Annotated in this window: 3 protein-coding genes; all 3 read right to left on the minus strand. The window is 64.6% G+C overall.

Annotated elements, in window-relative coordinates; genetic code table 11:
- The coding region (locus tag ACQRBT_RS25920; RefSeq protein ID WP_427851690.1) for an amino acid adenylation domain-containing protein at positions 1–5,933 on the minus strand (5,933 nt) is incomplete at its 3' end.
- Complete coding sequence (locus tag ACQRBT_RS25925; protein WP_412046938.1) at positions 5,930–15,760, minus strand: amino acid adenylation domain-containing protein; 9,831 nt, start codon at positions 15,758–15,760, stop codon at positions 5,930–5,932. The genes ACQRBT_RS25920 and ACQRBT_RS25925, both read right to left, overlap by 4 nt.
- Positions 15,757–25,416: a non-ribosomal peptide synthetase gene (locus ACQRBT_RS25930; RefSeq protein WP_412046939.1), complete on the minus strand. Its 9,660-nt coding sequence runs from the start codon at positions 25,414–25,416 to the stop codon at positions 15,757–15,759. Before ACQRBT_RS25930 ends, ACQRBT_RS25925 begins: the two co-directional genes overlap by 4 nt.
- Positions 25,417–25,643: the final 227 nt, after the last annotated feature.

The raw sequence follows: 25,643 nt of genomic DNA on the forward strand, positions 1-25,643 counted from the left end.
CGGTTCAGGTAGCCCAGGGCAACCCCCTGGCCACCGATGTACAACTCGCCGGTGACACCGACCGGCACCGGTTGTTGGCGAGCGTCGAGCACGTAGGCACGGCTGTTGCCCACCGGACGGCCAATCGGAATGCTGCCCTCGTCTGCACGAGTGATCTCATAGGTAGTCGAGAACGTCGTGGCTTCGGTCGGGCCGTAGCCGTTAAGCAGATGCTGGGGCGCGCCGTCCTTGAGGACCCGGGCAATCACGCTCGGATCGAGTACATCGCCACCGACAATCAGGTAACGCAGTTGCGGGAAAACCGGCAACAACCCTTCGGCGTACTGGTGGAACAAGCCGGCGGTCATCCACAACACGCTGACTGCTTGTTCCTGCAACAACGCCGCGAAATCAGTTTGGGACAACAATGTGTCCTGATCGACCACCACCACTGCCCCGCCATTGAGCAAAGGTGCCCAGACATCGAGGGTACTGGCGTCAAACGCCGGGTTCGAAGCAAACGCCACCCGATCCTGCTGATTGAAATCGGCATAGCCGTTGTTGATCACCAGGCGTGTGATCGCCCGATGCGGCACCAGCACGCCCTTCGGCGTACCGGTGGAGCCGGAGGTGTACATGATGTACGCCGCAGTCTCGGCGGATTGCTCCAGCGCCGGGTTGTGATCCGGCTCGAGAATCAGATCCAGGGTGTCCAGGTCCAGACGACGAGCCCCCTCCGGCACCTTGATCGAGGCTGCCGTCAGCAACAGAGCCGCCCCGCTGTCCGCAATCATGAAGCCTTGACGGTCCAACGGCGCGTTGACGTCCAACGGCACATACACCGCCGCACACTTGCTGATTGCCAGCTGGCTGACCAGCAGGTCCACGGAGCGTTCCAGCAGGATCGCCACGCTGGCACCCGGCGCCACACCCAGACCGATCAGGTGATGCGCCAGGCGGTTGGCCCGCAGATTCAGTTCGGCGTAGGTCGCCCGTTGCTCGGCATGCACGGCCGCCAATGCCGTCGGTTGTACGGCGGCAAGCGCTTCGAAAACCTCATGGACGGTGTGTGCCGCCGGGTATTCCCGTGCCGTGGTATTGAAGGTACTCAACACTTGCTCGCGTTCAGCCGCCGGCAGGATTGCCAGTGCCTGCAGCGCAGTCGTGGGGGCATGCTCCAGCGCGTGTACCAAGTGTTCCAGCGCCTGGTGCACAAAAGCGCACAGGCGTTGCGCACCGACTTGTGGCAGGGTCAACACCGTGAGACTGAAACCGTCGCCCCATTCATCAACGTTCAAAGTCAGCGGGTAGTTGGTGCGCTCCTCGCCGCCGAGCCCTACCATCCCTTGCCAGGCCTGGGCCTGCGCCACCCCGTCGCCGACACTGCTATGGCGATAGTTGAGCAGCGCACTGAACAACGGCAACGGCGCCAGCACCTGGCTGCAACGTTGCGCCAGGGCCAGCGCGGCATGTTCATGCCCCAACAGCGCGCTCAGGCGCGAGTGCGCCTGGCGCACACCGGCGCGAACGTCGCGACCATCCACATCGATGCGCAGCGGCAAGGTGTTGATGAAAATGCCCAGCGCCCGCTCCGCCCCTTCGCCACCGAGCATGCGCCCCATCAGCACCGTGCCGAAGACTACGTCTTGCTTACCGGTCACCCCGGCCAGCACTTGGGCCCAGGCCAGGTGAAACACGCTGGCGGCGCTGACCCCGAGGTGGCGCAACTGGCTACGCAGGCGCCGGTTCAACTCGGGGTCGATACGCAGGCTGGCCTCTTCGATCGCCTGGGCATCGCCTTGCACATCCTGCAAGCCGAAGGGCAACGTCGGCTCTTCGATGTCGCCCAACAGCTCGCGAAAGAACGCCTCATGCTCTTGTTCGCTGACACCCAGGCGGGCCTGGGCCACGTAATTACGATACGGCACCGGCACCGGCAGCTCGGCTGTCGGGTCCAGCAAGTAGGCCTGCATTTCCTGGCTGACGACCTCCAGCGCGGTATGGTCCAGGGCAATGTGGTGGAACAGCAAAATCGCCGCCACCCGCTGATTGAGCGGGTCTTGGGCATACACCAGTTGCATCAGTGGCGCGCGGGCCAGGTCCACGCGGTGGTGACGGGCACCAAAACGCTGCTCCAGCTGGGCCAGCACGTCCCCGTGGGCGGCGTCCACCGATACGCCTTGCACATCAAGCTCGGCCTTGCGCCAGACCACTTGCACCGGCGCTTGCAAACCCTCCAGCACGATGGCGGTACGCAGGATGTCATGACGATCGATCACCGCCTGCAGGGCCTGGACAAACGCTTGCAAACGCTGCGCGTCGGCAAAGCTGAAACGCGCCTGCAGCAAGTACGGGTCGCCCTGTTCGGCGCTGAGGTGATGGTAAAGGATGCCTTCCTGCAACGGTGCCAGCGGGTAGATATCCTGCACGTTGCCGACACCGCCCGGCACGCTGTCGACAATCCGATCAATGCTGCTCTGGTCCAACGTGATCAGCGGCAACAGGTCCGGGGTGATGCGTTGGCAATCCGCTTGAATACGGTTGGGCTCGACCGTCACTTCACGCCCCTGGCCAACGGCGGCGGCCAATGCCGCCAGGGTCGGCTGGCTGAACAGTACCCGTACATCGGCATTCAAACCGGCCTGGCGCATGCGACTGACCAAACCCACCGCGAGCAAAGAATGCCCGCCCAACTCGAAGAAGTGGTCATGCCGCCCCACGCGCTCGACCTTGAGCACCTCGGCCCAGATCTGCGCCAGGCTGCGTTCCACCTCGCCCTGCGGTGCCACATAGCTGCGGCTGAGCAGCGCGTCCTGGTCCGGTTCCGGCAGGGCCTTGCGGTCCAGCTTGCCGTTGGCGGTCAGCGGCATATGCTCCAGACGTACGTAGGCGGCCGGCACCATGTACTCCGGCAACTGCGCCTGCACAAAGCCGCGCAGGCTCTCGACGTCCAACGCGTCGTGCGCGGTGAAATAAGCGACCAGCCGTCCGTCACGGGCCAGCACCACCGCTTCACGGACCTGAGGATGGGTGGCCAGGCAGCTGTCGATCTCGCCCAGTTCGATACGTACACCGCGAATCTTCACCTGGTCGTCGTTACGCCCCAGGTATTCCAGGGTGCCGTCCGCCAGCCAACGCACCAGGTCGCCGGTGCGGTACATCCGCGCCTGCGGGTCGGCACTGAACGGGTCCTTGAGGAAGCGTTCGGCGGTCATTTGTGCACGGTTCAAGTAACCCCGCGCCACCCCGGCACCCCCCACGTACAGCTCACCGGTCACGCCCAGCGGCACCGGCTTGAGTTGTGCATCCAGCACGTACGCCTGGGCATTGGCCACCGGCTTGCCGATGTGCAACGCCTGTCCTGCCGTGATCACGCCGGAAGTCGCCACTACGGTGGCCTCGGTCGGGCCATAGTTGTTGACCAGGGTAAAGCGTTGCGCCTGGCTGAACTGACGCAGACGGTCGCCGCCGATCAGCAGGGTCTTGAGGGTCGGGTGTTGCAGGTTCTGGCTGAAGGCGTATTCGGCCACCGGCGTCGGCAGGAAGCTGACATCCAGCGGTTGCGCCTGCCACCAGGCCAGCAAGGCGTCGATGTCTTCGTTGCCCTGCGCCGCCGGCGGCAGATGCAGGGTCGCCCCTACGCACAGGGCCGGCCAGACTTCCCAGGCCATCGCATCGAAACCAAACCCGGCGACGCTGGAGGTATGGCTGCCGGCGTGCAGGTCGAACGCATCGCAATGCCAGTTGACCAGGTTTTCCACGGTCTGATGTTCGACCATTACGCCCTTGGGCAGACCGGTGGAACCGGAGGTATAAATCACATAGGCCAAGTGTGCCGGGGTCAGGCCGGCGACCTGTGGGTTGCCGCAGGCAGCACCGTGCAGCAGGCGGCTGTCGAGTTCCAGCACCGGCACCTGCAACGTCGGTAAACGCTGGGCCAGGTCCGGCTGCACCAGCACGGCAACCGGGGCACTGTCTTCGAGCAAGTAGCCGATGCGGTCCAGCGGGTGCGCCGGGTCGACGGGGACATACGCCGCACCGGCCTTGAGGATCGCCACCAGCCCGACCAGGGTGTCCAGGCTGCGCCGCGCGCAGATGGCCACACGGTCGTCAGGCTGCACGCCCAGTTCGATCAGTTGAAAAGCCAGGTGGTTGGCCTGCTGGTTCAGCTCGGCATAGGACAGCGCCTGTCCGTCATACACCGCGGCGATCGCCTGCGGGTTGCGCTGCACGTGCTGCTCAATACGCTGGTGGAGCGTCAACCCACGTGGGTACTCGACCTGGGTCTGGTTGAAGTCTTCAAGCACCTGTCGACGCTCAGCACTCGGCAGCACCGGCAGTTGATTGACCGCGAGCGTCGAGCCCTGCTCCAGCGCCTGCACCAGGTGTTCCAGGGCAACGTGCATGCGTTCGCAGAAACGTTGCGCGCCCAGCACCGGCAGCGCCTGCACGGTGAAAGAGAAGCCGTCCGCCAGTTCATCGACACTGAGCGTCAGCGGGTAATTGGTGCGCTTGCGCTCTTCAGTGTGGAAGAACTCGATGCCGCGCCAGGCCGTTTGGGCCTGTTCGGACGCGAGGTCATGCGCTTTGTGACGATAGTTGAGCAAGGCGCTGAACAACGGTTGCGGCGCGGCCACGCCGCTGCAGCGTTGGGCCAGCACCAGCGGCGCGTGCTCATGGCCAAGCAACGCCGTCAGCCGTGCATGGGTCGCCTTGAGCGCGGCCGGTGCGTCCTGCTCGCCGATGTCCACTCGCAGCGGCAAGGTATTGATCAGCATACCCAGCGCATGCTCGGCGCCTTCGCCGCTGTCCATACGCCCGAGGAATACCGTGCCGAAGACCACCCGCTCATTGCCGGTAACGGCCGCCAGCACCTGGCCCCACGCCAGATGACACAGGCTGGCCGTGCTGACCCCCTGCTGCCGCGCCTGGGCCCGCAGGCGCTGGCTCAACGTCGTCGGGATCGTCAGCGCGGCCTCTTGCAGCAAATGCCCATCACCTTGCACATCCGCCAGACCCAACGGCAGTGTCGGCGTGTCGACGTCGCCGAGCATCTCGTGGAAAAACGCTTCGTGCTGCTGCTCACTGACGCCCAGGCGCGCCTGCGCTACATAGTTGCGGTACGGCACCGGTTTGCCCAGTTGCGCAGCCTGGCCCAGCAAATATTGCTGGATTTCATGCTGCACCACCGCCAACGCGGCGTGGTCGGACACGATGTGATGCAACATCATCAGGGCGAGCCAGCGCCCCGTCGCCGGGTCCTCGGCACACGCGATACGGATCAGCGGCGCCTGACTGAGATCCAGCCGGTAATGCTGATTGTCAAAACGCTGCTCCAGTTGCTGGCGGATATCGCCGACGGTCGGGTCCAGGGCGACTTCTTCGACCTGCAGGCGCGCCTGGCGCAAGACCACTTGCACAGGTTCGTCGAGCCCTTCCCACAACACCGCCGTGCGGAAGCTGTCGTGCCGGTCGACCACGTGCTGCAGGGCCTGGTTGAAATCGTCCAGGCATTGGCGGTTGTCCAGGCCGATCAGGCATTGCAAGACGTAAGGATCGCCCTGTGGCTCGGACAGGTGATGGAACAGCAGGCCCGATTGCAGCGGTGCCAGCGGGTAGATGTCCTGGATGTTGGGCGCGCCGCCGGGGATGCACGCGACGATGTGCTCGATAGTCGCCTGATCCAGCGTCATGAGCGTCAGCATGTCCGGGGTAATGCGCGTGCATTCGGCGGGGATGCGATTGGCCGGAATGGTGACTTGCCCGGCACGCTCTGCGCGGTACTCGCCGGCGTTGATCAAGGCGATCAACGCGGCCTTGTGTTCACGCAGCGCAGCCAGCACGCTGGGTTCCTTCAGCGCTTGCTTGTTGCCCTGCACCACGAGTTGCTCACCCTTGACTGCAAGTTGAACGTCTTTTTCTTTTAATGTCGCCAACAGTTCGAGAACACTCACAGGACCATCTCCATTCTTTCTGTAATTTCGGCGTATTCCCAGAGCGTGGGTTGCTCGAACAGCGCCTTGACGTTCGCATCGATGCCTTCCTGGCGCAGTCGCCCAATGAGGCTGACGGCCAATAACGAATGGCCGCCCAATTCAAAAAAGTGGTCATGCCGACCGACTTGCTCAACGTTCAACAATTCGCCCCAGAGCCGGGCCAGGGCCATTTCCGTGTCGCTCACCGGCGCTTCATAGGCACGCACCCGCAGCGTCGCCAGGTCCGGCGCCGGCAGGGCCTTGCGGTCCAACTTGCCGTTGGGGCTCAGCGGCAATGCATCCAGATGCACGAACAGTTGCGGCACCATGTAGTCCGGCAATTGCGCCAGCAAATGCGTACGCAACGCCTCGGTCTCGGCCGGCGCGCCGGTGTAATAGGCCACCAGGCGCTTGTCGCCCGGCACGTCCTCACGGGCCAGCACCGTGGCTTCCTGGATATTCGGGAACTCGCCGAGGCGCGCCTGGATTTCCCCCAGTTCGATACGCAGGCCACGGATCTTCACCTGATCATCGTTACGCCCCAGGTACTCGATGTTGCCATCGGGCAGGAAGCGTCCAACGTCACCGGTGCGGTACATGCGTCCGGCGTTGAACGGGTCGTCGAGGAAGCGTTCGGCCGTCAGCTCCTGGCGGTTCAGGTAGCCACGGGCAACCTGCACGCCACCGATGAACAGCTCGCCACTGACACCCAGCGGCACCGGTTGCAGATGTTCGTCCAGCAGGTACATGCGGGTATTGGCGATCGGTTTGCCGATTGGCGTGTTATCCGGGGTGACCGGCCCTGCGCAATCCCACGCGGTGACGTCCACCGCCGCTTCGGTCGGCCCATAGAGGTTGAAGAGCGAGCTGGCCGGCAGTTGCTGCTTGAAGCGACGCACCACACTGCCAGGCAGTGCCTCACCGCTGCACATCACCCGCACCAGCCCGGCCGCCGGGCTGACATCGCCATGGGCGAGGAACACATCGAGCATCGAGGGCACGAAGTGCAGCGTGGTGACGCGCTCGGCCTGGATGATTTCGCATAGGTACTGCGGGTCCTTATGCCCACCCGGGCGGGCCATGACCAGGCGAGCGCCGGTGAACAATGGCCAGAAGAATTCCCACACCGACACATCGAAGCTGAACGGGGTTTTCTGCAGCACCGTGTCGCTGGCGTCGAGGCCGTACTCTTCCTGCATCCACAACAGGCGGTTGACCACCGCGCTGTGCTCGTTGATCACCCCCTTGGGTTTGCCGGTGGAGCCCGAGGTATAGATCACGTAAGCCTGGTGTTGCGGGGTCAACCCGGCAATCAGCGGGTTGCTCGCCGACGCCTGTTGCCAGGTCTCCTGCTCCAGGTCCACCACCGGTACGCTGATTTCACCGAGCAGACCACGAGTCGCCTCTTGCACCAGCACCACAGCCGGCGCGCTGTCGTCGAGCATGTAGGTCAGGCGCTCCTGCGGATAAGCCGGGTCCAGCGGCACATAACCGCCACCGGCCTTGAGGATCGCCAGCAGGCCGATGACCATTTCGAGGCTGCGCTCGACGCAGATCGCCACGCGCGAATCCGGCTGTACACCCAGCTCACGCAGGTGATGGGCCAGACGGTTGGCGCGCTCATTCAGCGTGCGATAGCTCAGCTGCCGGGTGTCAGACAGCAGTGCAATGGCATCTGGCGTGCGTTGCACCTGGGCTTCGAAGAGGCCGTGCAGGGTTTGTTGCAACGGGTAGTCGCGGGCCGTGTCGTTGAACGCCACCAGCAGCGTTTCGCGCTCCTCGGCCGGCAGCACCGACAATTGCTGCAAGGCCGTATGCGGTGCGGTCTCTAACGCTTGCACCAGGTTCTGCAAGGCGGTCTGCACATAATCCAGCACACGTTGGGCATCCACCGCGATGGCCTGTACGTTCAAGCGGAAACTGTCGCCTTGGTCATCGACGTTCAACGCCAACGGGTAGTTGGTGCGCTCCTCGCTGGCCAGGGTTTCGATGCCGACCCAGGCGTCACGGGTCTGGTGCATCACCCCATCGCTGGCACTGTGGCGATAGTTGAGCATCGCGCTGAACAACGGTGCCGGCGCGGCCACGCCACTGCAACGCTGGGCCAGGGACAGCGAGGCATGCTCGTGCCCCAGCAGCGCCGACAGCCGTGCATGGGTTGCACGCACGCCGTCTTGTGCGCTGTGCTGACCGAGGTCGACGCGCAGCGGCAAGGTGTTGATGAACATGCCCAATGCGCGGTCGGCGCCTTGGCCGCCCTGCATACGCCCAACCAGTACCGTGCCGAACACCACATCCTGCTTGCCCGAAACCGCACCCAGCACCTGGGCGTAGGCCAGGTGGAACAGGCTGGCGACACTGACTCCCAGGGTACGCGCCGCCGCACGCAGGCGCTGGCTGACATCTGCCGGCAGCACCTGCGTGACCTCGGCCACGGTGTTGCCGTCGCCCTGCACGTCCTGCATGCCGAAGGGCAAGGTCGGTTCGTCAACGTCACCGAGCATCTCGCGGAAGAAGCTTTCATGTTCCTGTTCAACGCCGCCCAAACGTGTCTGGGCCACGTAGTTGCGGTACGGCACCGGCGCGGCCAGCGGTTCGGTGGAACCCAACAGGCTGGCCGCCATTTCCCAACTGACCACCTCCAGCGCGGTGTGGTCCAATGCCGTGTGGTGGAACAACAGCACCGCCACTATCCGTTCGTTGAGTTCATCACGGGCATAGGCCAGGCGCATCAACGGCGCCTGGCTGACATCCAGGCGGTAATGCCGGGCATCAAAGCGTGCATGCAGCTGGCTCAGGATGTCGCCCTCGGCCGGGTCGAGCACCAGTTCCTGCACCGCCAGATCGGCCTTGCGCCACACCACTTGCGCGGGGGTGCTCAGGCCCTCCCAGACAATCCCGGTGCGCAGGATGTCGTGACGGTCAATCACGCCTTGCAAGGCGTGGGCAAAGCGCTGCAGACGCTCCACGCTGTCGAACGCCATTTGCGACTGCAACAGGTACGGGTCGCCCTGCTCCGCCGTGATGTGGTGGTACAGGATGCCTTCCTGCAACGGTGCCAGGGCGTAGATATCCTGCACGTTGGCCACGCCGCCCGGCACACTGGCGACGATGCGGTCGATCGCCACCTGGTCCAGGTTCGCCAGGGGCAGCAGGTCCGGGGTGATACGCACGCAATCGGGCGTGATCAGGTTGGCCGGTACGGCTACCTCACGCCCACTGCCCACCGCAGCGGCCAGCGCTGCCAAAGTCGGCTGGCTGAACAGCACGCGCACGTCGGCGCTGAGGTCGGCGCGGCGCATGCGTTCGATCAGGTTGACCGCCATCAGCGAGTGGCCGCCCAGTTCAAAGAAGTTATCGTGACGCCCGACTTGCTCGACCTTGAGCAGGTCGGCCCAGATCTGCGCCAGTGCGGTTTCCACTTCTCCTTGTGGCGCTTCGTAGCCACGGCTCAGCAGGGCTTCCTGGTCCGGTGCAGGCAGGGCCTTGCGGTCGACCTTGCCGTTGTTGGTCAGCGGCAGATGGTCCAGGCGCACGTAGGCGGCCGGCACCATGTAGTCCGGCAACTGCGCGTGCAGATGCTCACGCAAGGCTTGGATATCGACGTTTTCACGCTCGGTGAAATACGCCACCAGGCGCTTTTTCCCCGGTTCGTCCTCACGCGCGAGTACCACCGCGTCCTTGACCTGGGGGTGTTCACTCAGGCGCGTTTCGATCTCGCCCAGTTCGATACGGAAACCGCGGATCTTCACCTGCTGGTCGTTACGCCCCTGATACTGCAAGGTGCCGTCGGCACGCCAGGCCACCAAGTCGCCGGTGCGGTACATCAGCGCCCCGTCGCTGAACGGGTCGGCGAGGAATTTCTCCGCCGTCAGGTCAGCCCGGTTCAGGTAGCCCAGGGCAACCCCCTGGCCACCGATGTACAACTCGCCGGTGACACCGACCGGCACCGGTTGTTGGCGAGCGTCGAGCACGTAGGCACGGCTGTTGCCCACCGGACGGCCAATCGGAATGCTGCCCTCGTCTGCACGAGTGATCTCATAGGTAGTCGAGAACGTCGTGGCTTCGGTCGGGCCGTAGCCGTTGAGCAGATGCTGGGGGGCGCCGTCCTTGAGGACCCGGGCAATCACGCTCGGATCGAGTACATCACCGCCGACGATCAGGTAACGCAACTGCGGGAAAACCGGCAACAACCCTTCGGCGTACTGGTGGAACAAGCCGGCGGTCATCCACAACACGCTTACCGCTTGCTCTTGCAACAGCGCAGCAAAATCAGCTTGGGACAGCAGCGTGTCCTGATCGACCACCACCACTGCCCCGCCATTGAGCAACGGCGCCCACACGTCCAGAGTACTGGCGTCAAACGCCGGGTTCGAAGCAAACGCCACGCGGTCCTGCTGATTGAAATCGGCATAGCCGTTATTGATCACCAGACGCGTGATCGCCCGGTGCGGCACCAGCACGCCCTTCGGCGTACCGGTGGAGCCGGAGGTGTACATGATGTACGCCGCCGTCTCGGCCGATTGCTCCAACGCCGGGTTGTGATCCGGCTCGTGACTCAGATCCAGAGTGTCCAGGTCCAAGCGACGAACGCTTTCCGGCCCCTTGATCGAGGCCGCCGTCAACACCAGCGCCGCACCGCTGTCCTCAATCATGAAGCCTTGACGGTCCAACGGCGCGTTGACATCCAGCGGCACATACACCGCCGCACACTTGCTGATTGCCAGCTGGCTGACCAGCAGGTCCACGGAGCGTTCCAGCAGGATCGCCACGCTGGCACCCGGCGCCACACCCAGACCGATCAGGTGATGCGCCAGGCGGTTGGCCCGTCCGTTCAGTTCGGTATAGCTGAGCTGTTGCTCGCCATGCACCGCCGCCACCGCCTGGGGAGCCGCCACCGCATGGGCTTCGAACAGCGCGTGCAAGGTGCAGGTGTGCGGGTAATCCCTGGCGGTGCCATTGAACGCCTGCAGCACCTGATGACGCTCAGCCGGCGGCAGTATCGACACACCGTTGAGGGGCGCCGATGGCGTATGGTCCAGCGCATCGATCAACTGTTCGATGACGGTATTGAAGTAAACACCGATTTTTTCCGCGTCCAGCGTGGCAACCGCCAATATGCTCAGGCTGAACTGCTCGCCCAGGTCGTTGACACTCACGCTCAGCGGGTAGTTGGTGCGCTCATGCACATCCATCACCGCAATGCCGCGCCAGGCATGCTGGTACTCGGCCTGCTCGGCCGCCGACGGCAGCGCACTGTGCCGGTAGTTGAGCAAGGCACTGAACAACGGCACGCTCGCCGGCACCGCGCTGCAACGTTGCGCCAGCGCCAGTGCGGCGTGCTCATGGCCGAGCAAGCCGCTCAGGCGGGCATGGGTGGCCTTGACCGCCGCCTGCACCGGCTGGTCATCGATATCGACGCGCAGCGGCAAGGTGTTGATAAACATGCCCAGCGCCCGGTCGGCGCCGTCTCCGCCCTGCATGCGGCCCATCATCACCGTGCCGAACACCACGCGGTCGGTCTGCGCGATAACACTCAGCACCCGCGCCCAGGCCAGGTGAAACACGCTCGCCGGGCTGACGCCCAGTTGCCGGGCATGTACACGCAGCCGGCGGCTCAGGCACGCGTCGAGGGTCAGTTCGGCTTCGTCGATGTCCGCCCCGTCATCCTCGACGCTCTGCAGGCCAAACGGCAGGGTCGGTTCCTCGATGTCCGCCAACATTTCGCGAAAGAACGCTTCATGCTGCTGCTCACTGACGCCCAGACGCGCCTGGGCGACGTAGTTGCGATAGGGCACCGTCGCTCCCAGGCGGTCGGCGTGATCCAGCAGATACGCCTGCATTTCATGCTGCACCACCTCGACAGCGGTGTGATCGAGCACCAAGTGATGGAAGACAAAGAACGCGACGATTGTCCCGCGTGCCGCATCATGGGCGTAGACCAGGCGCATCAGCGGTGCCTGGTTCAGGTCGAGACGGGCGTAGCGCGCCCGTACTTCGGCACGCAGTTGCTCGGCGACTGGCGTTGCGCCAGGGGCCGGCGTGAACGGCTCCACCGGCAATGGCGCATGGCGCAACACCACTTGCATCGGCTGCTCCAACCCTTCCCAGAGCACGGCGGTGCGCAGGATGTCGTGGCGTTCGACCACCTGTTGCAGGGCTTGGCAAAACGCCTGAAACCGCGCGCTATCCGCCAATTCGAATTGCGACGTGAGGACGTACGGGTCACGGTGCTCGGCCGACAAATGCAGGTAGAGAATGCCCTCCTGCAACGGCGCCAAGGGATAGATGTCTTGCACATTGGCCGCACCACCGGGCACCGCGGCGACGATCCGGTCGATGCTCGCCTGATCCAGTGTGGCCAGGGGAAGCAGGTCCGGGGTGATCCGGGTGCAGCCGGCCTCGATGCGATTGGCCGGTACCGCCACTTCGTGGCCGGCGCCCACCGCCGCCGCCAGGGCCGCCAGGGTCGGCTGGCTGAACAGCACGCGCACATCGGCGCTCAGGCCCGCCTGACGCATGCGTTCCACCAGGTTGACGGCCAGCAACGAATGCCCGCCCAGCTCGAAGAAGTGGTCATGCCGCCCCACCCGCTCGACCTTGAGCACATCGGCCCAGAGCTGCGCGAGGGTGGTTTCCACCTCGCCCTCCGGGGCTTCATAGCCTCGGCTGAGCAATGCTTCCAGCCCGGGCTCCGGCAGGGCCTTGCGGTCGAGCTTGCCGTTGGCGGTCAGCGGCAGGCTATCGAGCTGCACGTAGGCCACCGGTACCATGTATTCCGGCAACTGCACCTGGACAAAGCCACGCAGGCTCTCGGCGTCCAGCGCATCGTCGGCGGTGAAATAGGCGACCAGCCGCCCGTCACGGACCAACACCACCGCTTCACGGACCTGGGGATGGGCGGCCAGGCAACTGTCGATTTCGCCCAGTTCGATGCGTACGCCACGGATTTTCACCTGGTCATCGTTACGCCCCAGGTACTCCAGTGTGCCGTCCTCACGCCAGCGCACCAGGTCTCCCGTGCGGTACATGCGCGCTTGCGGGTCGCGGCTGAACGGGTCCTGAAGGAAGCGTTCGGCGCTCATCTCAGGGCGGTTCAGGTAACCCCGCGCTACCCCGGCACCGGCCACATACAGCTCGCCGGCCACTCCTTGCGGCAACAGTTGCCGTTGCGCATCGAGTACGTACACCTGCGCGTTGGCCACCGGTTTGCCGATGTGCAGGGGCTTGCCCGCTTCGATCAAGCCGGAGGTGGCGACGACCGTAGCTTCAGTCGGGCCGTAGTTGTTGACCAGCTTGAAGCGCCGAGGCGTGTGGAACTGACGCAGACGGTCACCGCCAATCAGCAAGGTCTTGAGCGTCGGGTGTTCCAGGTGCTGGCTGAAGGCGTACTCGGCCACCGGCGTCGGCAGGAAGCTCACATCCAGCGGCTGGGCGACCCACCATTGCAGCAGTGCGTCGATGTCTTCATGGGCTTGCTGCGCAGGCGGCAGGTGCAGGGTCGCCCCCGCGCACAAGGCCGGCCAGACTTCCCAGGCCATGGCATCAAAACCGAAACCGGCAACGCTGGACGTCTGGCTGCCAGCGTGCAGGTCGAAGGCATCGCAATGCCAGTTCACCAGGTTCTCCAGGGTCTGGTGTTCGACCATCACCCCTTTGGGCTGGCCGGTGGAACCGGAGGTGTAGATCACATAGGCCAGGTGCGTCGGGGTCAGGCCGGCCACGTGCGGGTTGTCGGCCGGCGTGGTGTGCCAGGCAGCCGAACTCAGATCGATGACCGCAACCGGCAGCCCGGTGACCAGGCCGGCGGTCGCCGCCTGCACCAGAACGGCCACGGGTGCGCTGTCTTGCAACAGGTAGGCAATACGCTCCTGGGGGTGCGCCGGGTCGACCGGCACGTAGGCCGCGCCAGCCTTGAGGATCGCCACCAGGCCCACCAGGGTTTCGACGCTGCGTCGAGCGCAGATCGCGACGCGATCGTCAGGGCCCACGCCCCGTTCGATCAAATGGCGGGCCAGTTGGTTGGCCTGCTCGTTGAGCTGTTGATAGCTCAGTTGCTGCGCGCCCTGGCGCACGGCCACCGCCTGGGGCAACGCCCGTACACGCGCCTCGAACCTGGCGTGAAGGGTCTGCCCACGCGGGTAATCCCTGGCCGTGTGATTAAAACCGACCAACTGAAGGCGCCGCTCTTCGGCGGGCACGATCGGCAAAGCCTGCATCGGCGTGGCGTGGCCCTGCTCCAGCGCCTCGACCAGGCTGTGCAGCGCGGTGAGCAGATAACCGAGGATGCGCGCCAACGGCATGCTGGCGACGCCTTGCAGTGTCAGGTTGAAATCTTCACCGACATCATCCACCGACAGCACCAGCGGATAGTTGCTGCGCCCCTCGCCGCCCAGCAGCTCGATACCGTCCCATTGCGGCCCGCTCGATGCCGACGCGTGGCTCTGGCGATAGTTGATCAAGGCACTGAACAACGGCGTAGGAGCGGCCACGCCGCTGCAACGCTGAGCCAGCGCCAGCGGCGCGTGCTCATGCCCCAACAGGCGCGTCAGGCGCACATGGGCGGCCTTGGCCGCGGCCTGTACGTCCAGTGCGCCCACATCCAGACGCAGCGGCAAGGTATTGATAAACAGCCCCAGCCCGCGCTCACTGCCCTCGGCACCGCCCATGCGCCCCATCAGCACGGTGCCGAACACGACATCGTCACGCCCGGAAATACGCCCCAGCACCTGGGCCCAGGCCAAATGATGCAGGCTGGCGACGCTCACCACCTGCTGCCGGGCATGGGTGCGCAGGCGTCGACTCAACTCGGCGTCGAGTCGATGCACCTGTTCGCCGACCTGCTCGTCGCCCTGCACATCCTGATGACCGAAAGGCAGGGTCGGCTCATCCAGATCGCCAAGCATGTCGCGAAAGAACCCTTCATGCTCCTGCTCGGTCGTGCCCAGGCGTGCCTGGGCCACATAGTTGCGGTATGGCACCGCCGCGCCGAGCTGTTCGGCATTGCCGTACAGACAGGCATGGATCTCCTGATACACCACCTGCATGGCCACATGGTCAATGGCGATGTGATGGAACAGCAACATCGCCACCCACCGCTGGTTGGCCGGGTCTTCGGCGAACACCACACGCAACAGCGGCGCCTGGCCCAGAGGCATATGCATCGAGCGGGTGTCGAAGCGTCGGTACAACTGCTCGGTGATCGGCCCTTCAGCCGGGTCGAGCAGCACCTCGTCGATCATCAGTTGCGACTCGCGCCAGACCACTTGCACCGGCTCATCCAGCCCCTCCCAGACAATGCTGGTGCGCAGGATGTCGTGACGGTTGACCACCTGCTGCAGGGCCTGGGCAAAAGCCTCCAGGCGCGGCCGCGTGGTGATCGCGAACTGTGAGCGCATCAGGTAGAGGTCGCCTTGGCGCGCCGTGACGTGGTGGTAGAAAATCCCCTGCTGAAGCGCCGCCAGCGGGTAAATGTCCTGCACATTTGCGGTGCCGCCGGGCACCGTGGCGACGATACGGTCAATCGCCGGCTGGCTCAGGTTGACTAGCGGCAGCAGCGCCGGGGTGATCCGGGTGCAGTCGGGGCGGATGGCATTGGCCGGAACCTCGAGTTGCCCAGCGCGCTGCGCCGAGTAATCGCCGGCCTTGATCAAGGCGATCAGCGCGGCTTTATGCTCGCGCAGCGATGCCAGCACGCCCGGCTCGCTCAAGGCCAGCTTGTTGCCCTGCAACACGAGTTGATCGCCCTTGACGGACAGCTGCACATCCTTTTGCTTCAGTGTCGCCAACAGTTCGATAACACTCACAGGACCATCTCCATTCTTTCCGTAATTGCCGCGTACTCCCACAGCGTGGAGTGTTCGAACAGCGCCTTGACGTTGGCCTCGATGCCTTCCTGGCGTAAGCGCCCGATCAAGCTGACCGCCAGTAACGAATGCCCACCCAGCTCCAGGAAGTTGTCGTGGCGACCCACGCGCTCGACCTTCAACAACTCCGTCCAGAGCCGCGCCATGGCGGTTTCAATTTCGCCCTGAGGGGCTTCGTAGGCATGGGTGCGCAGCGCTCCCACGTCTGGCGCCGGCAGGGCCTTGCGATCAAGCTTGCCGTTGGGGCTCAGCGGCAGCGCGTCAAGGTGCACGAAGAGTTGCGGCACCATGTAGTCGGGCAATTGCTCCAACAGATGCGCACGCAGCGCCTCGGTGGCGGCCGGCACGCCGGTGTAATAGGCCACCAGGCGTTTGTCGCCCGGCACGTCCTCACGGGCCAGCACCGTGGCTTCCTGGAGATGCGGGAACTCGCCGAGGCGTGCCTGGATTTCCCCCAGTTCGATGCGTACGCCACGGATTTTCACCTGGTCATCGTTGCGGCCCAGGTACTCGATGTTGCCATCGGGCAAATACCGAGCAACGTCACCGGTACGGTAGATTCGCCCAGCACTGTAAGGGTCCTTGAGGAAACGCTCGGCGTTCAACTCGGGACGGTTCAGGTAGCCTCGGGCAACCTGCACACCACCGATGAACAGCTCGCCACTGACACCGAGCGGCACCGGCTGCAAGTGCGCGTCGAGCACGTACATACGCACGTTGCCAATCGGCTTGCCGATCGGGGTGTTGTCCGGGGTAACGGCGCCGTTGCAATCCCACGCCGTGACCTCTACCGCCGCTTCGGTGGGGCCATAGTGGTTGAACAAGGCGCTGCCCGGCAGTTGCGCCTTGAAACGGCGCACCAGGCTGCCCGGCAAGGCCTCGCCGCTGCACATCACCCGTACCAGCCCGGCCGCCTGGCTGACATCGCCATGGGCCAGGAACACATCGAGCATCGAGGGCACAAAATGCACCGTGGTGATCCGTTCGGCCTGGATCACCTCACACAGGTAGGCCGGGTCTTTGTGCCCACCGGGGCGAGCCATGACCAGGCGCGCACCGGTGAACAGCGGCCAGAAGAACTCCCACACCGACACGTCGAAGCTGAACGGGGTTTTCTGCAGGAGCGCATCCGAGCCGTCCAGGCGATAGGTGTCCTGCATGCACAGCAGGCGGTTGACCACCGGGCTGTGTTCGTTGATCACGCCCTTGGGCTTGCCTGTGGAACCTGAGGTGTAGATCACGTAGGCCTGATGCTGCGGGGACAATTGGGCAATCAGCGGGTCGTTTGCCGGTTGGTGCTGCCAAGTGACGTGCTCCAGGTCGACCACCGGCACGCCGACGTCACCGAGCAAGGCGCGGGTAGAGCCTTGTACCAGGACCACCGACGGCGCGCTGTCTTCCAGCATGTAGGCCAGGCGGTCCAGCGGATACGCCGGGTCCAGCGGCACGTACCCGCCGCCGGCCTTGAGGATCGCCAGCAGCCCGATGACCATCTCGACGCTGCGCTCAACACAGATGCCGACCCGCGACTCCAGTTCTACGCCCTGTTCGAGCAGATGATGGGCGAGACGGTTGGCATGTTGGTTCAGCTCGCGATAGCTCAGGCGCCGGCCGTCCGCCTGCAGCGCAATCGCGTCCGGCGTGCGTTGCACCTGGGCTTCGAACAAGCCGTGAATCGTCTGTTGTACCGCGTGGTCCCGGGCGGTGTCGTTGAAGCGCTCCAGCAGGGTCTCACGCTCGGTTGCCGGGATCACCGAGAGGTGCCGCACGGCAGTGTGCGGCGCCGTCTCCAGCGCCTCCACCAATTGCTGCAAAGCAGTCTGCATGTAGGCTGCTACGCGCTGGGCATCCACGCCGCTGGTCTGTACGCCGAGCAGGAAGCCTTCGCCTTGGTCATCCACCGACAGCATGCACGGGTAGTTGGTGCGTTCACGAACTTCCAGCACCTGCGCGCCGGACCAATACTGCGGCCCTTCGCGCTCCAGCAACGGGCTGTGTCGGTAGTTGAGAATTGAACTGAACAGCGGCGACGAAGCCGGCACGGCGCTGCAGCGCTGCGCCACCACCAACGGTGCATGTTCATGCCCCAAGAGTGCCGAGAGCCGGGCGTGTACAGCGCGCACCGCGGCGCGCACGCCTTGCTCATCGACGCTGACCCGCAGCGGCAAGGTATTGATGAACATGCCCAGCGCCCGGTCGGCGCCGTCGCCACTTTGCATGCGCCCCAGCAACACGGTGCCGAACACCACGTCATCCCGCCCGCTGACGCTGGCCAGCACCCGCGCCCAGGCCAGGTGGTGCAGGCTGGCCGCGCTGACACCCAAGTGGCGCGCCTGCGCCCGCAGGCGCCGGCACAGCCGAGCTTCGAGCTGGATCTTGGCTTCTTCAGCCGCGAGCCCGTCACCCTGCACTTCCTGTAGGCCGAACGGCAGCGTCGGCTCGTCGATGTCGCCAAGCATTTCGCGGAAGAACTGTTCGTGGTCGGCCTGACTGACGCCCAACAGCGCCTGCGCCACGTAATTGCGGTACGGCATTGCCGCGTCCAACTGCGCAAAACCGCCACTGCGGTAGGCAAGGACCTCCTCGCTGATCACATCCAACGCCGTGTGGTCCATGGCAATGTGGTGGAACAGCAACATCGCCAGCCAGCGCTGGTTGGCCTCATCGTGCACGTAGGCCAGGTGCAGCAGCGGCGCCTGGCTCAACTCCAGCCGCACCCGGTGCGGGTCGAAGTGCGCGTGCAATTGCTCCAGCATGGCGCCCCGGGCCGGATCGAAATGCAATTCTTCGAGGGGTAGCTCGGCGTGGCGCAGCACCACTTGCACCGGCTGTTGCAGGTCCTCCCAGTAGATCGCGGTACGCGTCATGTCATGCCGGTCAATCACGGCCTGCAGCGCCTGGATGAAGGTCTCGAGCTGCGCGCGACTGTCCAGGCTGAAGGTCGCCTGCAACAGGTAGGGGTCGCCCTGCTCGCTGGTGATGTGGTGGTACAAAATGCCCTGCTGCAACGGTGCCAGCGGGTAGATGTCCTGCACATTGCGCGCCCCGCCCGGCACCCGCGCGACGATACGGTCGAGGGTGTCCTGCCCGAGGTCGATCAGGCTCAGCATGTCGGCGCGGATGTGTGCGCAATCCGCAGGGATACCGTTGGCCGGCACCTGGATTTCACTGCCGCCCCCCACCGCTGCCGCGAGGGCCGCCAGTGTCGGCTGGCCGAACAGCACGCGCACGTCGGCGCTCAGGCCCTGTTGGCGCATGCGTTCGATGAGCTTGACCGCCAGCAGCGAGTGGCCACCCAGTTCGAAAAAGTTGTCTTGGCGCCCCACGCGGGCCACACCCAGCAGTTGGCTCCACAGTTCCGCCAGGGTGGTCTCGATGGCGGTATGCGGGGCTTCATAATCACGGCTGGCAAACGCCTCGACATCCGGTACCGGCAAGGCGCGGCGGTCGAGTTTGCCGTTGGGCGACAGCGGCAGCGCGTCCAGATGCACATAGGCCGCAGGAATCATGTAGTCGGGCAGCAGCGCCTGCAGATGCTCGCGCAGTACGTCGACACCCGCAGGCTGCGCCTCGGCGTTGGCCGTGAAATAGGCCACCAGGCGCTTGTCGCCGGGGCTGTCTTCGCGCACCAGCACCGCCGCATCGCGGATGCCCGGATGCTGGGCCAGGCGCGCTTCGATCTCGCCCAGTTCCACACGGAAACCGCGGATCTTGATCTGACCGTCGTTACGTCCCAGATAATCGATTTGACCGTCGGCCTGGTAGCGCCCCAAGTCACCGGTTTTATACAGGCGGCCGTGGGGCATGAAGGGGTCGGCCAGGAAGCGTTCGGCGGTCAGGTCATCGCGGTGCAAATAACCACGGGCCACGCAGGCGCCGCCAATATAGATTTCACCGGCAACTCCCAACGGCACCGGTTGCAGGTGTTCGTCGAGCAGGTAGATCCGCGTGTTGGCCACGGGCACGCCAATTGATGGCAGCACCGGCCAGGACCGCGCATCCCCCTCAAGGGTCAGGGCCGTGGTGACATGGGATTCGGTCGGCCCGTAGTGGTTGTGCAAGCGACAGCCAGGCAGGCGCTGGAACAGCTCGCGCATCGGTTCGCTGATACGCAGTTGTTCACCGGCGGTGATCACATCCTGCAGCGCACAGGGCAAGCGCCCCAGCTCAGGCGTCTCGGCCACGGCTTCGGCCAACGCCTGCAGGGCAATGCACGGCAGGTACAGGCGTTGCACGCGCTGCTCGCAGAGATGTCGGAACAGTGCGCGGAAATCCAGGCGCAAGTCACCCGGGATCAACGACAACTCACCGCCGGCGCACAGGGTGCTGAAGACCTCCTGGAAGGCCACGTCAAAGCCCAATGCGGCAAACTGCAGGGTGCGCTGGGCCGGACGGCCATCGGCCAGGGTTTGCGCAATCTGCCACTGCATCAAGTTGACCAACGGCCCGTGAGGCATGGCCACGCCCTTGGGCTGGCCGGTGGAGCCGGAGGTGTAGATCACGTAGGCCAGGGCGTCGGCATTCAGGCCCGCTACTTGCGGATTGTGCGCGGGCTGCGCAGCGAGGCCGTCAACCGCATCCAGCAACAAGGTCGGCACGCTGCACGGGTTGAAACGTTGCGCCAGGCGCTGCTGGGTCAGCAAGGCCCTGGGTGCGCTGTCTTGCAGCATGTACCCCAGGCGTTCGTCCGGGTACGCCGGGTCCAACGGCACATAACCCGCGCCGGCCTTGAGAATCGCCAGCAGGCCGGCGACCATTTCCAGGCTGCGCTCGGCGCAGATCGCCACGCGGTCGTTGGCGCCGATGCCGTCGGCGATCAGGCGGTGGGCAAGCCGGTTGGCCAGGGCGTTCAAATCGCCATAGCTGAGCGACTCGCCGGCATAGGTCACGGCGATTGCCTCCGGCTGGCGCTGCGCCTGTGCTTCGAACAGCGCGTGCACGGTTGCCGTGACCGGGTATTGGATATCGACGGCGTTGAAGTCGGCCAGCAGTACCTGACGTTCAGCGTCAGGCAGGATCGCGAGGCTATGCAACGCTTGATCCGGCTGGTGCTCCAGGGCGTCGGCGATGGCTTCGAGTACGCGGTGCATGTAGCCGCAGATGCGCTGCGGGTCGACGCCGGCCACGGCTTGCACGCTCAAGCCGAAGGCATCACCGAGGTCGTCCACCGACAACATCAGCGGGAAGTTGGTGCGTTCTTCGCCGCCGAGCATTTCCACCCCGCCCCAGACCAGGGCCTTGCCGGCATCTTCCGCCGATTGTGCGCCGACGGCGGCATGCCGGTAGTTGAGCAAGGCGCTGAACAGCGGTGTCGGTGCCGCCACGCCACTGCACCGTTGTGCCAGGGACAGCGGCGCATGTTCATGGCCGAGCAAGGCGGCCAGGCGCGCATGGGTGGTTTTCAGCGCACGTTCGACACCCTGGTCGCCCGCTTCAACGCGCAATGGCAAGGTATTGATGAACATACCGAAGGCACGGTCGGCGTCTTCGCCGCTGCTCAGGCGGCCCATCAACACGGTGCCGAACACCACGTCGCGGCGTGCGGCCAGATGCCCGACTACCTGGCCCCAGGCCAAGTGGTACAGGCTGGCATTGCTCACGCCCAGGCGCCGGGCCTGGGTGCGCAGGCGCTGCCCGAGCAGCTTGGCCACCGGCACGCTGGCTTGGGTCACCCCTTGGCCATCGCCCTGCACATCCTGCAAGCCGAACGGCAAGCTCGGCTCGTCGACGTCGCCCAGCATCTCGCGGAAAAACGCCTCGTGGGCGGCCTGGCTGGTGCCCAGGCGGGTCTGCGCCACATAGTTGCGATACGGCACCGACGGCGCCAACCGATCACCGCGACCTTGCATCACGGCCTCGATTTCCTGGCCCAGCAGCGCCAGCGAGGTCGCGTCATCGATCAGGTGATGGAATTGCAGGACCGCAACCCAGCCGCTACCCGGCAGGTCTTGGGCGATATGCAGGGCCATCATCGGCGCGCGGGTCAGGTCCATGCGCGTGTGACGTGGGTCAAAGCGCTCGGACAGTTGCGTGGCCACCGCTCCCTCTGCCGGATCGAACTGTACTTCCTGCACGGGCAGGCGTGCCTCGCGCCAGACCACTTGCACCGGCTCGTCGAGACCTTGCCAGGCCACCGAGGTGCGCAGGATATCGTGGCGATCGATGACCTGTTGCAGGGCCTCGACAAAGCTCTGCACCTGCTCGCGACCGGACATGCGCAACACCGCCTGCAACAGGTAGGGGTCGCCCTCAGTGCTGGCCTGGTGGTGGAACAGGATGCCTTCCTGCAACGGCACCAGCGCATAGATATCCTGTACGTTGGCGACACCGCCAGGGATGCCGGCGACCACGCGGTCGATCTGCTCCTGAGGCAAACGCGTCAGGGGCAACATGGCCGGAGTGATCCGCGTGCAATCGGCCGCAATCGCATTGGCCGGCACCTGTACCTGGTGTCGGCTGCCGGCGGCAGCGGCCAGCGCGACCAGGGTCGGCTGGCCGAACAGCACGCCCACATCAGCGTTCAGGCCGACCTGGCGCATGCGCTCGATCAGCTTGACCGCCAACAGCGAGTGGCCGCCCAGCTCAAAGAACTGATCATGCCGCCCTACCCGCTCGACGCCCAAGAGTTCGCTCCAGAGGCGCGCCAGGGTGGTTTCCAGCTCACCTTGCGGCGGCGCGTACTCGCGTCGCGCAAAGGCTTCGGTATCCGGCGCCGGCAAAGCCTTGCGGTCCAGCTTGCCGTTGGTGGTCAGCGGTAAACTCGTCAACATCACAAAGGCGCTGGGCACCATGTACTCGGCCAGGGACACGCGCAGCTGCGTGCGCAACTCGGCGGCCGATGGTTCAGCGCCGTCGGTGGCGATCACATAGGCCACCAGGCGCTGGTCTCCCGGCTCATCCTCGCGGGCGATCACCACCGCTTCGCGCACGCCTTCACAGGCGGCCAAGCGGGCCTCGATCTCACCCAGCTCGATACGGAAACCACGGATCTTCACCTGGTCGTCGTTACGCCCCAGGTAGTCGATGCTGCCGTCCGCCAGCCAACGACCCAGGTCGCCGGTACGGTACATACGTGCGCCCGCAGTGGTGGCAAACGGATCGTCAAGGAAGCGTTCGGCGTTCAATTGCGGCCGGTTCAAGTAACCACGGGCCACGCCCGCGCCACCCACGTACAACTCACCTTCCACGCCGTGCGGGACGGGCTGGCCCTGTGCATCGAGGATGTACAGGCGCAGGTCCGGTATGCGCCTGCCAATCGGGCTCGTGCCGACGCGCTCGGCGTCAGCGGCGGTCAGTGCGCGATAGGTCACATGCACGGTGGTTTCGGTGATGCCGTACATGTTCACCAGTTGCGTACCGGCGTTGCCTGGGCGTGCGTACCAGGGCTTGAGAATCCCCGGCTCCAGGGCTTCGCCGCCGAAGATCACCTGGCGCAGGGAGTGCTTGAGTTCGCTCTGGCCCTGGGCCGCAATCAATGAACGGAAGGCACTCGGCGTCTGGTTGAGGATGGTCACCCCGGCGTTGCACAACAGCGCATAGCAGGCGTCCGGCGAACGGCTGGTCAGCTGCGGCACCACCAGCAACTGCCCGCCATACATCAGCGCGCCCCAGATTTCCCAGACCGAGAAGTCAAACGCAAACGAGTGGAACAGTGCCCACACGTCTTGCTCGTTGAAGCGGAACCAGCCCTCGGTGGCGCTGAACAGGCGCGCCACGTTGCAGTGTTCGATCATCACCCCCTTGGGCAAGCCGGTGGAGCCGGAGGTGTAGATCACGTACGCCAGGTTGGCCGAAGTCAGGCCCGGGACGTGGGGATTCTGAGTGGACTCACCCTGGCAATCGCCGCCGTCCAGTTCGAGCACCGGCACCGACACCTCGGCCACCCGGGCACGGGTCGCCTGCTGCACCAGCACCGCTACCGGCGTACTGTCTTGCAGGGTGTAGCTGATGCGTTCCTGCGGGTACGCAGGGTCAATCGGCACGTAACCGGCCCCGGCCTTGAGGATGCCGAGCAGGCCGACGATCATGTCCAGCCCGCGCTCGACGCAGATCGCCACCCGATCATCCGGGCGCACGCCCAGGCTCAGCAAGCGATGCGCCACCTGGTTGGCGCGGCGGTTCAAGTCGCCATAGCTCAAGTGTTGGCCGTCGAAAATCAGCGCTGTCGCATGGGGCCGCGCTGCCGCCTGCGCCTCAAACTGCCCATGGAGAGTGGCATGGCTGGGGTACGTGCCGAAGTCGGCATTCCAATGCTGCATCAGCGCGCGGTCGGCTTCGGTGGTCAACGAAAACTCAGCCACGGCCAGATCGGCATTCTCCAGGGCCTGCTCGAGCACGTGGGTAAAGCGCTCGGCCAGGGTCTCGATATCATCGGCGTTGAAATACGCCTCGTTATAAACGTAGTGCGCCCACGCCTTGTCCTTGTGATTGCTCGCCCGCAGGTGAAACGCCAGAGGCATCTGCTCGTGGTTGTTGGTGACTTTGAGCAGGTGCCCGCCCTGCTCGGCGAACTGGTACAGGTGGTCGTCCTGTTCGTAAGACAAGGTCAGGTCGAACAGCTGGCCCCCTTCGGTCCGCAGGTTCATACCGCTCAGAGGGAAGCGTTGGTGGCGATAATCCTGCTTGAGTGCATCGCGTACCGCGCCGACCAGGGCGCTGAAGGTCAGCTCGCGACCGAGGCTGAAGCGCACGGCACTGACCTGGGTAAACAGACCCAGGGTGGTTTTGAACTTGGCCGAGCGGTTGAGCAACGGCAAGCCCACCACCCATTCATCGCGCTGGCTCACACGCGTGAAGTAGACATACATGGCCGCCAGCAACACGTGGTAGGTCGAGGCCTGGCAGGCTTGCGCCAGCTCCCCCATACGATCGTGCAACACCACCGGGAACGGCCGCACATAGTGCCGGCCAGGGGCTTTGCCCTTGGCATGCTGGTTCTGATAACGCGGGGTAAACAGCGCTTCGGGCAAGGTCTGATACTTGTGCTGCCAGTATTCGCGATCCTTTGCATAACGTGCCGACTCGCGGTAACGCAGGTCGTCGTCAATGAAGTCGAGATAGGAGCTGGCCTGCATGTCAGGCTGTCGCGCCTCGGCCAGGTCGCTGTAGATGCCGCCCAGCGACTGCAGCATTTCTCCGAAAGCCCAGCCGTCGAGAATGATGTGGTGGGCCTGGCTGGCGAAGTAGTAGTGCGCCTCCCCCAACTTGATCAGGAAAAAGCGAAACAGCGGCGCCTGGGTCAGCGAAAACGCGCGGGCCATATGCTCGCCCATCCATACCAACGCGGCGCTGGCAGGATCGGCGTGTTCGGAGAGGTCGAGCAGCGGAACCTCCACCGGCACAGTTGACGCGATACATTGCAGCGGCACGCCATCGGCATCGGTGGCATCCAGCAGCGTGAGGCGCAGCGCGTCGTGCTTGGCCACCAGCAACTCGGCGGCGTGTTGCATCCGTTCGGCGTTGATCGGGCCGTTGAGTTCCAGGTAAGAGCCGATGTTGTACAGCGGCGATTCAGCCTGCGTGATCTGGTCCAGCCAGATGGCTTTCTGCGCGGCGGTCAGCGGGAATGTCTGCGGCAACTGCACGGGCGAATTCATGCGATCACCTGCGCGGTAAACCCTGCCACGGCAAGGTTGCTTGATAGGACTTTTTTCGCGACAAGGTCGCCCATGGCCACTGCAGAAAAACGTTTCATAAAAGCCTTCTCAGAGTTTTGTCAGTGCCACCTGGGTCACAGCGCAGCAGCGAGGGAAATTGAGGCAAAAATCGTTAAAAACGTCAGACCAATGGGCAACTCAATCTGCCTATACGGCCTCGTACGCCG

The organism is Pseudomonas sp. R19M (assembly GCF_050312585.1).
In the GTDB taxonomy this organism is placed as follows: domain Bacteria; phylum Pseudomonadota; class Gammaproteobacteria; order Pseudomonadales; family Pseudomonadaceae; genus Aquipseudomonas; species Aquipseudomonas palleroniana.